The 15,730-nt window shown below is 63.9% G+C and carries 14 protein-coding genes; 6 read left to right on the forward strand and 8 right to left on the reverse strand.

Annotated features, from left to right (window positions below; all coding sequences use genetic code 11):
- Positions 1-82: 82 nt before the first annotated feature.
- The 6 genes from proS to ACM43_RS02915 all read right to left on the reverse strand — a co-directional run bounded on the left by proS (position 83) and on the right by ACM43_RS02915 (position 6,948).
- On the reverse strand, positions 83-1,402 hold the full coding sequence (proS, locus tag ACM43_RS02890; RefSeq protein WP_271538002.1) for a proline--tRNA ligase: 1,320 nt from the start codon (positions 1,400-1,402) through the stop codon (positions 83-85).
- 164 nt (positions 1,403-1,566) lie between these two features.
- Positions 1,567-3,129: a copper resistance CopC/CopD family protein gene (locus tag ACM43_RS02895; RefSeq protein WP_271538003.1), complete on the reverse strand. Its 1,563-nt coding sequence runs from the start codon at positions 3,127-3,129 to the stop codon at positions 1,567-1,569.
- Positions 3,129-3,647 carry a YcnI family copper-binding membrane protein gene (locus ACM43_RS02900; protein ID WP_157283578.1) on the reverse strand — a complete coding sequence of 173 codons (519 nt, stop codon included), beginning with the start codon at positions 3,645-3,647 and terminating at the stop codon, positions 3,129-3,131. The genes ACM43_RS02895 and ACM43_RS02900 overlap by 1 nt, the downstream gene beginning before the upstream one ends.
- Positions 3,648-3,676: 29 nt before the next feature.
- Positions 3,677-4,210, reverse strand: a complete 534-nt coding sequence (locus ACM43_RS02905; RefSeq protein ID WP_157283577.1) for a copper chaperone PCu(A)C — start codon at positions 4,208-4,210, stop codon at positions 3,677-3,679.
- 67 nt (positions 4,211-4,277) lie between these two features.
- Positions 4,278-6,488, reverse strand: a complete 2,211-nt coding sequence (locus ACM43_RS02910; RefSeq protein WP_271538004.1) for a TonB-dependent receptor family protein — start codon at positions 6,486-6,488, stop codon at positions 4,278-4,280.
- Between the two features lie 85 nt (positions 6,489-6,573).
- Positions 6,574-6,948 (reverse strand): DUF2946 family protein, encoded by a 375-nt coding sequence (locus ACM43_RS02915; RefSeq protein ID WP_271538005.1) that lies wholly within the window; start codon positions 6,946-6,948, stop codon positions 6,574-6,576.
- Between the two features lie 481 nt (positions 6,949-7,429).
- On the opposite strand from ACM43_RS02915, the gene ACM43_RS02920 reads away from it, so the two are divergent.
- From ACM43_RS02920 to ACM43_RS02935, 4 genes are all read left to right on the forward strand, one after another.
- A complete protein-coding gene (locus ACM43_RS02920; protein WP_271538006.1) occupies positions 7,430-7,834 on the forward strand; it encodes a globin in 405 nt (134 codons plus the stop codon).
- A gap of 142 nt (positions 7,835-7,976) precedes the next feature.
- Entirely contained in the window at positions 7,977-8,996 is a 1,020-nt protein-coding gene (locus ACM43_RS02925; RefSeq protein ID WP_036038951.1) for a sugar ABC transporter substrate-binding protein, read from the forward strand.
- 15 nt (positions 8,997-9,011) lie between these two features.
- Complete coding sequence (locus tag ACM43_RS02930; RefSeq protein WP_271538007.1) at positions 9,012-10,514, forward strand: sugar ABC transporter ATP-binding protein; 1,503 nt, start codon at positions 9,012-9,014, stop codon at positions 10,512-10,514.
- 11 nt (positions 10,515-10,525) lie between these two features.
- Positions 10,526-11,551 carry an ABC transporter permease gene (locus ACM43_RS02935; RefSeq protein ID WP_225125179.1) on the forward strand — a complete coding sequence of 342 codons (1,026 nt, stop codon included), beginning with the start codon at positions 10,526-10,528 and terminating at the stop codon, positions 11,549-11,551.
- 335 nt (positions 11,552-11,886) lie between these two features.
- On the opposite strand, the gene ACM43_RS02940 is transcribed toward ACM43_RS02935, so the two are convergent.
- Both ACM43_RS02940 and ACM43_RS02945 read right to left on the reverse strand, forming a co-directional pair.
- Positions 11,887-12,576 carry an L-2-amino-thiazoline-4-carboxylic acid hydrolase gene (locus tag ACM43_RS02940; RefSeq protein WP_271538008.1) on the reverse strand — a complete coding sequence of 230 codons (690 nt, stop codon included), beginning with the start codon at positions 12,574-12,576 and terminating at the stop codon, positions 11,887-11,889.
- 45 nt (positions 12,577-12,621) lie between these two features.
- Entirely contained in the window at positions 12,622-13,014 is a 393-nt protein-coding gene (locus ACM43_RS02945; RefSeq protein WP_157283570.1) for a RidA family protein, read from the reverse strand.
- Between the two features lie 127 nt (positions 13,015-13,141).
- On the opposite strand from ACM43_RS02945, the gene ACM43_RS02950 reads away from it, so the two are divergent.
- Complete coding sequence (locus ACM43_RS02950; protein WP_271538236.1) at positions 13,142-13,768, forward strand: LysR family transcriptional regulator; 627 nt, start codon at positions 13,142-13,144, stop codon at positions 13,766-13,768.
- A 506-nt stretch (positions 13,769-14,274) separates the two neighbouring features.
- Positions 14,275-15,717 (forward strand): FAD-binding oxidoreductase, encoded by a 1,443-nt coding sequence (locus ACM43_RS02955; RefSeq protein WP_271538009.1) that lies wholly within the window; start codon positions 14,275-14,277, stop codon positions 15,715-15,717.
- Positions 15,718-15,730: the final 13 nt, after the last annotated feature.

The raw sequence follows: 15,730 nt of genomic DNA on the forward strand, positions 1-15,730 counted from the left end.
AATCCCATGATTCGGGGTCAATTGTGGCCGGATTGGCGGCCGCGATATCGCGCGATGAACAATATTCAGCCGACCGGCCTCATCAGCCCACAAGTCTTGCGACCGCGTCGGCAGGCGACATGGTCTCGCGCGCGCCGTCGCTGCGCCGCTTGATCTCGACCTTGCCGTCGGCAAGGCCCTTCGGCCCGATCATGATCTGCCAGGGGATTCCGATCAGGTCGGCGGCGGCGAATTTGGCACCGGCGCGCTGGTCGGTGTCGTCATAGAGCACGTCGACACCCCTGGCCGTAAGATCGGCATAAAGCTTCTCGCAGGCCGCATCGACCGCGGCGTCACCCTGCTTGAGGTTGAGGATCGAGACACGGAACGGCGCCACCGCCTCCGGCCATTTGATGCCGGCATCGTCATGGCAAGCCTCGATGATGGCACCTAGCAGGCGCGAGACACCGACGCCGTACGAGCCGCCATGGATCGGCACGTCGACACCATCAGGCCCCGCCACGAGCGCCTTCATCGGCTCGGAATATTTGGTGCCGAAATAGAAGATCTGGCCGACCTCGATGCCGCGGGTGTTCACCCGCTTGTCCACGGGCACCTCCTGCTCGAACCGCGCGGCATCGTGGACGTCTTCGGTCGCCGCATAGAGCGAGGTCCATTGCTTGATGATCGGCGTCAGATCGCTCTCATAATCCACGTCCTCGCCCGGCACCGGCAGGTCCAGCACGTCGCGATTGATGAACACGCCGGATTCGCCGGTCTCGGCGAGCACGATGAACTCGTGGCTGAGATCGCCGCCGATCGGCCCGGTCTCGGCACGCATCGGGATCGCCTTCAGCCCCATCCGCGCGAAGGTGCGCAAGTACGCGACGAACATCTTGTTGTAGGCGACGCGCGCCGCGGCCTCGTTGAGATCGAAGGAATAGGCGTCCTTCATCAGGAACTCGCGGCCGCGCATCACGCCGAAGCGCGGACGCTGCTCGTCGCGGAATTTCCATTGGATATGATAGAGATTCAACGGCAGGTTCTTGTAGGACTTCACATAGGCGCGGAAGATCTCGGTGATCATTTCCTCGTTGGTCGGTCCGTACAGCAGTTCGCGCTTGTGGCGGTCGGCGATGCGCAGCATCTCCGGGCCGTAGGCGTCGTAGCGGCCGCTCTCGCGCCAGAGGTCGGCGAGCTGGAGCGTCGGCATCAAGACCTCGATCGCGCCGGAGCGATTCTGCTCCTCGCGCACGATCTGCTCGATCTTCTTCAGCACGCGAAAGCCGAGCGGCAGCCAGGCATAGATGCCCGCCGCCTCCTGCCGGATCATGCCGGCACGCAGCATCAGCCGATGCGAGACGATCTCCGCCTCTTTCGGATTTTCCTTCAGGATGGGCAGAAAGAACCGCGACAACCGCATGGTAATACTCTGGGAATCAGTGATCGCCTGCAGTGAAACCGGATTGGGAGCGAAAACACAAGACGGGAATGAGGAAAAGCCGCTAACGCGGCGAAATACCTGTCATCTTTCCGTTGCCTTCAGGTTTGACTTCAGGAGCACCGTGCTCAGCAAAGCCGGTGAGCCTAGGGCGGTGGCACCTCGAGTTCATCCGCCAGCGTGATCTTCTCGAAATCGCTCACGAGCGCCTCGATGCGCACACGCCAGCGGCCGGCGAAGGGCAGCTCGACCTTGCGCACGTGCCAGTAGCCATCCGGCCCGAGCAAGGCGTCCCGTTCCATCGGCTCGATGCCGCGCTCGGGCAGGCTGAGCGTCAACGTCACCTCTTTGGCCGCCAAGGGCGTCCCATCGCCGGTCATGAGCTGGAGCACGAAATCGTCCTTGCCGACCTTTCCGGGCGACACCAGCACCTGGAACATCGCCTTGTCGCCGTGGATGTGGATCGCCAAAGGGATCTCCGGAATGATCGTTCGCGGCGGCGGCGTGAAGCGCCAGCCGGCGACGACGGCGAAGATGGCGAGGGCGATCACGCATTCGAGGAGGATCGAGCGCTTGAGGATGGCTTGGGCTCCACGATCGCGGGCGAGTGCCGGAGTGAGGCGGAAGCGGTTGAGCGCCGCAAGTGTGAGCAGCATGAGAACCAGGCCGAGCTTGATCGAGAGGATGAGGCCATAGCGGGTCTCGACCAGCGCCGAAACTTTTTCGAGCTGAACAATCGCAAGGGCGAGACCCGTCAATGCCAGCACGCCGACCGCCGGCATGGCGATGCCCGAGAAGCGCTTCACGACGGCGAGTGTTGCCGGCGTCGGCTTCGACAGCAAAGCCGCGAGCGGAGCAAGAGCGCCGATCCACAGCGCAACGCAGAGGCCGTGAAGAAACATCGCCGGGCGCATCATCATTCGAGGCGGCGCCGTTGCGGCATGCCCGCTCATGGCGAGCGACAGGCCCACGCCGGCCATGGCAATGATCGCAAGAGCCCGCGAGGACCATGCGCTGCGCAGCGCCAGCAGAGCGAACAGCATCGCGGCGGCAGCAACTAGAAACGCGCGGCCGGCGCTGGTTGCCACCGCGACCTTCCAAGGCGCGGCCGTCGCGAGCGCCGCCGGCGGCAGGCCGAGGAGATCGAGGCCTAGCGCACCAAGGGACACCACCGCGCTCGAAAGGCCGATCGCGAGCGCCACGCGCGGCACGGTCATGCCGGCCAGAGACCATGATATCCAGCGCGCAAACCACACACCGCCGACGCCAACGAACAGTCCGAGATAGAGGCCAACGCGCGCCAGCCAGATCAGCGCGGCCAACCATTGGTCCGTACTCGCGGGCAGCTTCGTTTCCGACGGCATGCCGACTGAAAACATCACCGATCCCACGATCGGATGGCCATCCCGCGAGACCACGCGATAGCTGACGACCGCGGTCCCCTCAGGCAGATCCGCTGGTATCTGGATCGAAATCGTGTCGCCGGACGCACTGACGCGCGTCTCGTCCCGCGCCCTGCCCGTCCCGTCGATCAGCCGGATCGCGCCCGGCGTTACCGGTTCGTTGAACCGCAGCTCGACCACCTTCGGCGCGGTCGCGAGCGTGCTGCCATTCGCAGGCTCGACCGAGATCAGCGCCGCATGCGCGAGCGCACCGCTCGCGAAGCCCGCAGCGAAGAGCAGCGTCGCGAGCGCGGCGAGGAGGCGCATCAGGGTTTCGGCAGGAGCTTGACGCCAGGCGCCGGCGACTTGCCCTCATGCGAATGGCTTGACCCGTCGGTTGGGATCTCGATCCAGCGACGAACGCCGGTCTCGCATTCCTGAACCACTGGGAAGTACAAGGTCGTGTTCGCCTTGAGCTTGTCGGTCAGCACCGTCTGCATGATGAACTCGTCATAGTTCTTGTCCGGCAGCTTGCCGCCGGACCACGCCACCTCCTTGACGCCGGACGAGAGCTTGTTGCCGTGATAGTCGTATTCCCCCGCATATTTGCCCTCGACGACGTCGACGGTCCAGCCGGCCTTCGGCATCGGCTTCACCGCGATCACCCCTTCCGGAATCTGCACGCGGATCTTCACCGTCGGCGAGCCCGCGCAGCCATGCGGCACGGTGAACACCGCCTTGTAGGACGCGCCGATCGTGGCTTGCTTGGTCTCGAGCGAGACATGCGCCGCCGCTGGTGTTGCGGCGAGCGCGGCAATCAGGATCAGACAGGATCGCTTCGACATATTCGGCCTCCCGAGAATCCAGAACAGTCTCATTTCATCTTCATTCCCGAATGATCCGGCATTTTCTTCATGTCCATGTGGCCCGAGTGTCCGCCATCGCCCGGCGCCTGCGCGCCGACGCCCTGGACGGCGAGCGCAACAGTGACCTTCCCGGCCTTCTCGAACTGAAGCGTCACCGGCACCTTGTCGCCCTGCTTGAACGGCCCCTTCAGCTCCTGAAGCATCAAATGATTGCCGCCGGGCGCGAGCTTCACGGTCTTGCCGGGCTCGATCGCCAGTCCCTTGTCGAGCGCGCGCATCTTCATCACGCCATTGTCCATGGCCATCTCGTGAATCTCGGCCTTGCCTGCGATATCGGCGGACACGCTGACCAACCTGTCGGCCGCGTTGCCCTTGTTTTCGATCGTCAGATAGCCGCCGGCGACCTTGGCGCCACCCGGCGTCGCCCGGCTCCAGGCCTGCGAGACCACGAGATCGCCGGCCTTGACGTCCTCGGCTGCGACCGCCGCGCTGGTGCCAAGCATCATGGCGGCGGCGAGAAGTGATAGCTTGATCCTGTTCATTTTGTTCCCTCGGTTTTGATCTGATCGACCACGGTCCGTCTTGGTGGTCTCGGCAGCCTCAGTGCGCTTACCATCGATACCTCATTCCGGTGTAGACCGCCCGGCCGGCACCTGGCTCGAACAAGGCCGACGTCGCCGTGGCGCGATCGATGATACTGGCGCTTGCAATGTAGGTCCTGTTGGTGAGGTTTCGACCCTCGATATAGGCGGAGAACGGCCCGCCATTGTCGAAGCCCGCTTTCAATCCGAGCAGTGCATACGGCTCGGTCGTCAACGTGTTCATACTGTCGACAAAATAGGCCTGCGGCACCCATTCGACGTTCGGACCAGCGTAGAATCCGGTCGGATGCTTGTAGAGCAATTCGGCGCGCAAATAGTGACGCGGCGCGCCGGGCAGCTGGTTGTTGCCGAACGCCGTGTCGCTGTCGAAGCGAAAATCGCTGTAAGTATAAGCGAGGTTGAGCCACACCTTATCGGGCGCGCCTCCTGTCACGAAGATATCGCGGAAGATTGCTGCCCCTGCCCCCGCCTCGACGCCCTGGTGGACGGTTCGGTCGGCATTGGTCACGTTGCAATTGCCGAACGCGCTGTACAGGCACAGCAGCTCATCGCGGATATCGGCACGATAGGCGGTCAACTCCCACGAATAGTCGGGCCGTCGCATGCGGGTCCCTATCTCGTAGGTCGTCGCAATCTGCGGGCGGATGCTGGTGAACGGAATCGTCGGAATGCCAGGACCGCGCGCGCTCTCGCCGAAGCTCGGCACTTCGGCGCTCCGCGAGACATTGGCGAAGGCCTGCCACGTCGGGTCGATCTGCCACAGCAGGCCCGCCTTCGGCGACCAAAGATCAAAGCGGGTTGCTCCCGACTGGTCGCCGTCGCTAAGAAACCGGTCCCGCCGATTGCGGGTCGCATGCAGAAATTGCGTGCCGGCAATCGCGGCGACGTTCGGCAGAAAATAGAAGCTGTCCTCCACGTAAACCGAGGTGTTCTCCGAGCGATCGAACGACGACGACAGCAATGCCCCCTTCTGTCCGGCAATGTTGGCGAATTGCTGGTTGTCGATGCTGCCATTCAACAGGTTGACGCCCGCGACCAGCCTGTTGCGGTAACCGCCGATCATGCGGTCGTCCGTGACCTTCGCGAAGCCGCCGTAATCCCTGTAGCGATAATCGAGCCACTGGAAGATCGGATGCATGAGGTGCCGGTCGAGGCCGAAGGCGCCGAACTCGAACCTGGTGTCGTCGAATCGGATCGTCGTTTTGTTTGCCAGCCTGACCGTGTCGATGTTGCGCTGCTGGTCCAGCGCAACGTTCGCCGGAGCCGCGGCCTCCGGATTGCTCAAGGCAGACGCCTTGGTGACGGTTCCTGGAATGCGTTGCCGCACCTCGTTGGCATTGAGATAGAATCGCGTCTCGAAATCCGGCGAGAACTGGTAGCCAACATTGCCGCTCACGCGGTTGCCCGAGCCGAAGCTGTGATCGCGGAAGCCGTCCGTGGCCTGCGTTGATGCGGTGACGAAACCATCCCACGGCCCGTTGGCGCCTCCTGCATTGGCCTGCAGTCGCCTGAACCCGAAGGCTCCCACGTCGAGCGAGACGCCATTCGGAAATCGGTCGCGCCCCGATGGCGTCACGAAGTTGACGGCGCCTCCCAGCGAATTGGCTCCGAACTGCAGCGCGTTCGCGCCCTTGTACACCTCGACATATTTGTAGGCGGTCGGGTCGATCTCCTGGAAATCGCCGTAGCCGTCCGCCGTATTGATCGGGATGCCGTCCATGTAAAGCTGCACGCCGCGCAGATGGAAATTGCGCGACAGGCCGGATCCGCGGATCGAAAGCCGGGTGTCGTCGCCCCATTTCGGTTGCGCAAATACGCCGGGCACGTAGTCCAGGACATCCTTGATCGTGCTGGCGGGAGTCGAGTTCCGGTAGGCCTCCGCTGTGACCAGCGCTACGCCGCCCGGCGTCTGGTTGATCTCGCTCAGCGCCTGCTGGGCGGTGAGAATCGTCAGGGCACCAGGGCCGGGGCCCCCTTCGGAAGCTGCCGTCGGTTGCGGACGCGCAGTTGCGGGCGCGCGGGCCCGCGTTGATCGCGCGGCGGTTCGCTGTGCGCGGGCTGGTGAGGCCCGTTTCTCCCGCGGCGCGTCGACCGTGACGGGAGGAAGCTCGCGTCGGTTTTCCTCGGCGATTGCATTGGACGGCACGACGAGGGCAGAAGCTGAGGCAAGCAGAATCTTACGTGCGGAAAGCAGTCGAAAGAAGCCTGAACGAGGCATGAGGTCATTCCTGATGCCGGCAGAGAGCCGGCGCATTGCGATCCCGGCACGGCGGAAGCCGGCGCGGAGCTGAAGGTTTCGCGGATCAGGAAATGCGAGGGGGAGCGCGCGCCCAAGCGCTCGAACCGTCGATGGCGGCGAGGACCGGCGCGTTCGCCACGTGCCAGACGATGCGGGCGATGGGGCGGACGGGCGTTGAGAACGCCGCATGGGGCGGCGCGTCAAGCGAGGCGTCAGCGTGCGCGAGGCAACAAAGCGCACATGCCCCAGCTTTTGCGGCCGGTGTCCCGGTCTCGTCGACCGGACCGCCCTGCTCACTTGCGCTGTGGCAGATGAGGCCTGCAGAGAACGGATCGGCCGCAGCCTGGCCGGCCGCGAGACAGGCGGCGATCGGCGCCAGCACCTGCATCACCAGGGCGAGCAGGACCAGAGGCAGGAATTTTTGCAGGCGTGCGCGCATCCGCCGGACCATTCGTTCGTGCGCTAACTAATCACTCGGGCGCAGCCGAGTCGAGGCCAGTTCCGCCGCCCGCTTGGTCCCGCGCAAATTGCTCGAAAGCTGTGGCCGGACCGCCCTACGCCCGAGCCCGGCCGGTATCTGAGGCAGGGAAACCTGCCCGGCCACCCACAAATTTCTTATATCTGTCATATGTTTAGGTAGGCAGAAACCCGATCGTTTCGTCAGCTGCTCCTATTTTGAACATTCGTTGCCGAAAATGATGACAAGTGAGAAAAGTTGATCTAGCATCCCTCTTGCTCAGGCGCTGACCGCGAGGTCGAGGCCTGGTGGTCCAAGTCTCGGGAGGAGCCCCTGGCGCGCAAAACGCAGCGTCGCCCCGTCAATCAAGATCAAATCTTAAGATCGGGGATAATAGGGTCGACACAATTTTTGAGCGGGGCCAGGGCCCCGCTCTTTTTTTGCCCGCGGCACTGAACTGTCGATGAACGCGGCCTTTCATCCCATCCACGACAGCTTTGAACGTGCGGCCTCGCGTTGCGCCGACCTCACGCCGCTCGTCTATCGACGTCTGTTCGAACTCCATCCGGAAACGCAGGCGATGTTCCGCGCGGATAGCGGTGACCTCGTGAAGGGGTCGATGCTGGCGCTGACGATCGAGGCGATTCTCGACTTCGCCGGCGAGCGCCGCGGGCATTTCCGGCTGATCGCGTGCGAGGTCGCCTCGCACGATGCCTATGGCACGCCGCGCGAGCTGTTCATCGCGTTCTTCGTCGTCATCAGGGACGTGCTCCGCGATCTGCTCGGCGATGAATGGACGCCCGAGATCGCGCGGGCCTGGGATACATTGCTCGCCGAGATCGACGCATTCGCCGCCGCGGCCAGCTGACGCTTTGCGCTGCACCAACGCGCGGGCTGCGACGACGCTGCGGCTGAATGCAGATTGAGTGCGAACAACTCTTGTGAGAGACTTTCGGAGATCGGTAGCGCTACCAATGACGCGCCGACGACAAAATATATGGGAGCGAGCGATGTCCGGGACGAAAGATTTCTCGACGACCAGGCGCGATCTTCTTCAGGCGGCTGCGGCCGCCGGCGCCGGAGCTGCCATCCTCGGCAGCATGGGCATAAACCCCGCACTGGCCGCAGTCGGACGCAGCGAGAAGCCGTTGAAGGCGGCCTTCTCCAACGCCGGCCTCCAGGCCACCTGGTGCGCGCAAGGCAAGCAGGCGGCGGAATTCTGGGGCAAGCTGTTCAATGTCGAGGTGACCTGGTTCGACGGGCAGCTCGATGCGGTGAAGCAGCGCGCGGCGATCGACAATATGGCCTCGCAGAAATGGGACTTCGTCGCGATCCAGGCCTTCGGCATCGGCACCCTCACCCAGCCGGTGCAGAAGATGATCGACGCCGGCACGCCCGTGATCGACATGGACACGCTGATCGCGCCGCTCGATCAGATCAACGTCCATTCCTTCCTCGCTCCCGACAACGAGTTCATGGGCGCTTCGGTGACGCAGGCGCTGTGCAACGCCATGGGCGGCAAGGGCAAGATCATCATGACGCAGGGCGCGCTCGGCCACACCGGTGCGCAGGGCCGCGCCAAGGGCTTCAACTCGGTCGTCAAGCAATTCCCGGGCATCGAAGTGCTGGACACCCAGCCGGCCGATTGGGACGTGTCGAAGACCGCCCGTCTCTGGGAGACCTATCTGACCAAATACCCGCAGATCGATGCGGCCTTCTTCCACAATGACGACATGGCGCTGGCCGCCGCCAACATCATGAAGGCGCGCAATCGCACCAACATCCTGATCGGGGGGGTCGACGCCATGCCGCCGGCGATCCAGGCGGTCAGCGAAGGCCGCATGTTCGCGACCGTCCGCAATCCGTCCTGCCGCATCCATGGCGGCGCGATCGTCGCGGGCGTCTCCGCCGTGATCGGTGGCGAGAAGAGCGGACAGGGCATCCCGAAGAACGTCGTCACCGACGGTCCGGTCGTGACCAAGGCCAACGCCGCCGGAATGCAGTGGATGCAGGATCACTTCCTGATCTGAGCCTCCAGATTTTTCATGAGCGTGGGACAACAGCCCATCCTGGAACTGCAGGGCATCACGAAGAGCTTCGGCGGCGTCGAAGCGCTTCGTGGTGTCGACTTCGCGCTTTATCCCGGCGAAATCCACGGTCTCGTCGGCGAGAACGGCGCCGGCAAGAGCACGCTGATGAAGATCATCGCCGGCGTGCACACCGAGTTCTCCGGCCGCTTCCTGGTCGACGGCCAGGAGATGCATTTTCGCTCGGCGCGCGATGCGCACGCCGCCGGCATCGCCATGGTGCACCAGGAGCTCAGCGTCGCGCCCGACCTGACGGTCGCGGAGAACGTCTTCCTCGGCAACCAGCCGACCAACGCCTTCGGCCTCGTGCAATGGCGGCGGATGGCGCGCGAGGCGGGCGAGCAGCTTGCACGCTTCGGCATCGACGTCGATCCGATGGCGCGGCTCGGCGACCTTCCGATCGGGCTGCAGCAGCTGATCGAGATCGCGCGCGTGCTGTTCTCCGGCGCGCGCATCGTCATCCTGGACGAGCCGACCTCCGCCCTCTCCCCGCCCGAGGTCGAGCGCCTGTTCGCAACGCTCCGGCGGCTGCGCGAGGAAGGCACGGCGATCGTCTTCATCTCGCATTTCATCGAGGACATCCTGCTGGTGTCCGACACGGTGACCGTGTTCCGCAACGGCCGCAAGGTTGCGGAGACGGCGAGCGCCGCGACCAGCAAGGGCGCGCTGATCGAGGCCATGATCGGCCGCGGCGGCGAGGCGCTCGAGCATAGCTATACCGACGACCTGATGCTGCCGCAGCCGAGCGACAGCAAGGTCATTCTCAGGGTCGACGAGCTGTCGCTGTCCCGCAGCCTTCAGGACGTCTCGTTCGAGGCCCGTGCCGGCGAGGTGCTCGGTATCTACGGCTTCATGGGCTGCGGCCAGCAGGAGCTGTCGCGCATCCTGTTCGGCAAGCTGAAGCCGGACGGCGGCACGCTTGCAGTCGAAGGCGTGCCGAAAACTTTCGCCAGCACGGCGGCGGCGCGGCGCGCCGGCGTGGCGCTGGTGCCGGAGAGCCGGCGCGACATGCTGTTCCACCAGGAGCCGGTCTACAAGAACATCTCGATCAGCATTCTCGACCGCATCTCCTCGCTGCTGCTCAAGCCGGCGCAGGAGCGCGACATCGCCAAGCGCCAGGTCGAGCAGCTGCAGATCAGGCCGCCGGTGGTCGGCCTCGATCTCGGCATGCTCTCGGGCGGCAACCAGCAGAAGGTCGCGCTGGCGAAATGGCTGACCTACCCGCCCAAGCTGCTGGTGCTGTGCGAGCCGACCCGCGGCATGGATGTCGGCGCCAAGAACGACGTCATCAACATCGTCCGAGACCTCAGAACAAAGGGGCTCGCGATCATCGTGCTGTCGACCGAGCCGGAAACGGTGCTGTCGCTGGCCGATCGCATCCTGGTGCTCAAGCGCGGCGCCTTGGTGCGTGAATTCAAGAACGAGCCGGTCAGCAAGGACCGCCTGCTGGAAGCGGCGTGACGGAGAAGCACATGAGCAGCGAGACGGCTTTGGCGACAGGACAACGGGCACGGGGCCTTGCGCCCTTCCTGCGCTCGCAGATGCGCAACATCGCCCCGTTCCTGACGCTGATCTTCCTCACCGCCTTCTTCGCCTTCGCCAGCCCCTCCTTCGCGACGCTCGATAATCTCGGCAATATCCTGACCCAGGTGTCGGTGACGGGCATCATCGCCGTCGGCCTCACCTTCGTGATCCTCTGCGCCGAAATCGACCTGTCGGTCGCCAGCATCGCCAACGTCACCGGCATTGCGGTCGCCTACTTCACGCTGCAGGAATCCTACGTCAACATCGCCAACATTCCCCTGCCCGGCGCGGTCGCGATCATCCTGTCGCTCCTGCTCTGCGCCCTGCTCGGTCTCGTCAACGCGGTGGGGCTGACCGTGATCGGCATCCCCTCCTTCATCATGACGCTGGCAATGATGCAGATCGCCGCCGGCATCTCCGCGCTGCTGGTGCGCGGCCAGATCGCCTACAAGGTGCCGAGCCTGATCACGACGCTGGGCTCCGGCTCGATCGGCGGCATCCCCTGGATCGTCATCGTGGCCGCCATCATGCTGCTCGGCGGCCATCTGGTGCTGACCTACACGCGCTTCGGCCGCTACGTCTACATGGTCGGCGGCAATCGCGAAGCGGCCGAATATTCGGGCCTCAACGTCAAGCTGATCCTCGGCGCGGTCATGGTGATCTCGGCGGTGTGCTCGGGCCTCGGCGGCATGCTCGGCGTTGCCCATTTCGGCAGCGCGCAGCAGAACGAGTTCGACACCTACCTGCTCGATTCCATCGCCGCGGTCGTGGTCGGCGGCACCAGCCTGTTCGGCGGCCGCGGCGGCATCGGCAACACCATCGTCGGCCTCTTCGTGCTCGGCGTGCTCAACAACGGCCTCGACCACGTCAACATCGACAGCTTCCTGAAGATCCTGATCCGCGGCCTGATCCTGCTGGCGGCGCTGGTCATCAACGTTTATGCGCAGCGGCTGAGGGAGAAAGCGGCGGAATAGACGGCCGGCAAGACAAAAGTTCGAAAACAACCCCATGCACAGTAGCCGGGGCCAGCGGAATCAATGACTTGCCGACGGGTGTCGTGAAATTGCGGATTTTACGAATTCGATTTGCTCCGTCGGGCAAAACAGGGGTATAGTGGCATCATCGGCAGCCGGCTTTGAAAGGCCGGTGCACGCCCGTCCCCCGTCATTGCGAGCCACCGGGTCCGCGCGAAGCGCGGCCCGATGACAGGCTCCGCGAAGCAATCCAGGACTCTCTCCGCGGATGCATTTCTGGATTGCTTCGCTGCGCTCGCAATGACGACGTGGATTCGGGATCAGCTATATCGCGGTCAGCGGGTGCGGTCTAATCGCGAAAATCGAAAATTGCAGTGGCTGGCGCCGCCCGCGAGCGTCTGGGTCCGCTCCAGGCGGATGCCTCGCGTGGCGTAGGCGACAAAGTCGAGGCCGCAGATGTTCGGCAGGATCTCCGTGTCGCCACGGCGCGCCGCGAGCTTGCAGAAGCCGCAGGCCTTGTAGTCGATGCCGAATTCGAAAGTGTCCTCGGGACCCGGCTCGACGAAATCGTAGACGAAATCTTCCGGAAACTCCGCTTGGTGAGCCTCTGTGACGCTCCTTGCCGCCTGCTCACGCATCAAGGCCTGGTTCTCCGGCGACATGAACTGACGCCCTGCGGCGAGACGCTCGGCTTCGGGAATCGTCAGCAGCTGCGCCTTGTAGATTTCCCGCTCGATCTCCCCGATCACGGGTACCGGCACGCCGTGGCGCCGCAGCACCCGACTGATGGCCATGAAGCCGGTCAGGCGCATGAAGAAATCGCTCATGCGGCTCGCCGCGCCGCCGACATAGGGCATCTGGGTGAGGACGATCTCGAATTCGTCCATCACCTCCAGCCTGATTGCGTGGATGTCGGAGAGATCCGTGCGCTCGCGGAGCATCGCTTCGGCAAGGTCTAGTCGCTCGCGCATGGCAGCCTCCATCGCGTGGCGGTGCGTCTGGTAGAACGGATGGATCTCAGCCATTGGACACCTGATATGATTGGCTCATTGCAACATCGACGAGCCGCCTCATTCCGCGGCGATCGCCTCGATCTCCAGCAGCCAATTGCTGTCGACGGTCTCGACCACCACGACGGTCAGTGCCGGCTGGTGCTCCCCGAGCATCGCGCGGCGAATGGCGCGATTGGCGACGACTTGGCTGCGATCGGTCAGGAACGTCGTGACCTTGACCAGGTGCTCGACGCCAAGGCCTGCCGCGGCGAGCACCTCCCTGACATTGCGCCAGGCCTGCTCGCATTGCGCCTCGAAGCCGTCAGGCACGGTGCCGTCGGACTTTTGAGGGACCTGTCCGCTGATGAACAGCAGGCGGCGATGCTGCTGCAGCTCGAGTCCCATGCAGTAGCCGCCGGCGGGCGGATGAACCGTTGCGGGATTGTGGCTGACGACGTGAGCTGATGGCATGGCGTTTCTCCGGATTTGCGCGCCAACCTAGCCGGCGGCATCAGCGCTGCGCAAAGCATACTTCCTGCGGTTCAGCGCAAGAAAATCTATTGCAAGGCCGCGGCCTATCGGTGTCAAAGTGCACTCGATGACCTACGCTCTTCCCCCACTCAACGCGCTCCGCGCCTTCGAAGCCGCCGCCCGACACCTCAGCTTCAAGCTGGCCGCGCACGAATTGCACGTCACGCCCGCTGCCGTTGGTCAGCAGGTGAAAGCGCTGGAGGCGCGCCTCGGCGTGCAGCTGTTCGAGCGTCTGCACAAGCAGCTCATCCTCACCGAGGCCGGCCGGGCCTATCTGCCCGGGATCTCCGAAGGCTTCCGCCACATTGCCGAGGCGACCTCGCAGCTGAAGCCGGCAGGCACGGTGCTGCTGCAAGTGGGGATCCACGGCAGTTACGACCTGCGCCGCCTCGAACTTGCGGGGTTTCGCAGCGCACATGCAGAGATCGGTTTGAGCGTGCTGCAGCCCGCCGGCCTGCACGAGCTCGTCGAAGGCAAGGTCGACCTCTTGATCGCCCGCGGCGTGAGCCACCATCCAGGCTATCGCTGCGAGCGGATCAATGAGGGATCGGGCCCGGGTGATTGGCTGGTTGCGCCGGAAGGCACGGCAGATTGTCCGGAGATCGTGCGTTTTCGGGCATGGCTGCGCGCGCTGCCCGCGGCGAAAACGCTCGCAAATCGTCGCCCGCGTCTGGTTGGCGGTGTCGGGAGCTGAGGGGGCACAACGTTGCGCGTCGAGGCCCGGACTTTCTTTCAACTCAACGCCCTACCCGTAAAGAGAAAATCGCGATGACCGTCTATGGCGCGTCGTCATAAACCCGCGCCCTAGATGAGGTCCGCTGTGCAGGGCCAGGAGCTGAATTGCGAGAAGTGGCAGCTGCTGACGTAAAACGGACATCGGCCGGCGAGTTGGCTTCAGCAATAGGACAAAGGGACCATCCTTTCTCTACCCCAGCAGTTCCTTCTGCGGACCGCATTTTCTTGATGCGGAGGTTTGTGGGCGCTTCTCATCCGCGAGACATTCTGTCGCAGAACCATTCGATTTGCCGGAGGACTAATCTCTAGGCGGAAATCTGTCGTTCGCAAGCCGAACGGCATGCAACGGGCGATCTGCGCCGTCAAGGTTGCAAGAGCCGTGGGCGTGGTCGCCCCTTTGCCGATCTGTCCAAGAGCGTGAAGTGGACTGCCGCAATACTGACCACTAGTCACGGAGGAGATACCATGACGGAGATCCGGCTGGCCTCGCTGCAGGGCGGGGCGATTACGCTTGAAAGCGATGCAATTGCTGCCTTTCGTCAAACCTTGCGAGGCAACGTCTGTCTGGCCGAGGAGCCGGGCTATGATGAAGCACGTACGATCTGGAATGCAATGATCGATCGCTACCCGGGCGCGGTCGTGCGCTGCAGAGGGGCCGCTGACATCATTCGTGCTGTACGCTTTGCCCGTGCGCATGGCCTCTTGATCGCCGTGCGCGGCGGCGGCCATAACATCGCGGGCAATGCTGTTTGTGACGGCGGGCTCTTAATTGATCTTTCCCTCATGCGCTCCGTCAGGGTTGATCCATTTCACCGCACCGCGCAAGTAGAGCCGGGCGCGACGCTTGGCGACTTCGACACGGAGGCGCAGGCTTTCGGCCTTGCGACCCCGCTCGGGATCAACTCGACGACCGGCGTTGCGGGATTGACACTGGGCGGCGGCTTTGGGTGGCTCAGCCGCAAGTTCGGGCTTGCCGCTGACAATCTGATCTCGGCGAACGTGGTGACGGCCGAAGGCGAGCTTGTCCGGGCGAGCATCGCCGAGAATACCGACCTGTTCTGGGCGCTCCGCGGAGGCGGAGCCAATTTCGGGGTGGTGAGTTCGTTCGAGTTCCGCCTGCATCCTGTTGGCCCAATGGTTCTGGCCGGACTCATCGTCCATCCCTTTGCGCGGGCGAAGGAGCTGCTCGCGGGCTATCGCGACGTCGCCGCCAAGGCGCCGGACGAACTGACGGTGTGGGTGGTGCTGAGGCAGGCGCCGCCGCTGCCGTTCTTGCCAGCCGAGGTTCACGGCAAGGAGATTGTCGCGTTCGCCGTCTGCTACACGGGAGAGGAGAACGAGGGCAAGCGCGCATTGGAGCCGCTGCGCGCGCTCGGAGAGCCGATCGCGGACGTGATCGGCATGCAGCCCTTCGCGGCTTGGCAGACCGCCTTTGACCCACTGCTTACGCCCGGCGCCTACAATTACTGGAAGTCGCACAATTTCGTTGAGCTCAACGACGGCCTTCTCGATACGCTGGAGAGCCATACGACCAGCCTGCCGACCGGAGAGTGCGAGATTTTCATTGGTCAGCTTGGTGGCGCCACCAGTCGCATGGCCGTCGACGCCACGGCGTTCCCCCACCGCGACGCGAACTTTGTCATGAACGTTCACACGCGATGGCGCGATCCGGCAGATGCGCAACGTTCGATCGCCTGGGCGCGCAGGCTCTTTACCGAGACCGCACCTCACGCAACGGGCGGCGTCTACGTTAACTTCATGCCGGAGGACGAGACCGATCGCGTCGCTGGCGCCTACGGCGCCAATTACGCTCGTCTTGCCGCGCTGAAGGCCAAGTACGATCCCGGCAATCTGTTCCGGTTAAACCAGAACGTCAGGCCGTCCACCGCACAGCGACCGGCCGCCTGACGGGCTACGGAGA

It is taken from the genome of Bradyrhizobium sp. CCBAU 45321 (assembly GCF_028128975.1).
GTDB lineage: Bacteria > Pseudomonadota > Alphaproteobacteria > Rhizobiales > Xanthobacteraceae > Bradyrhizobium > Bradyrhizobium yuanmingense.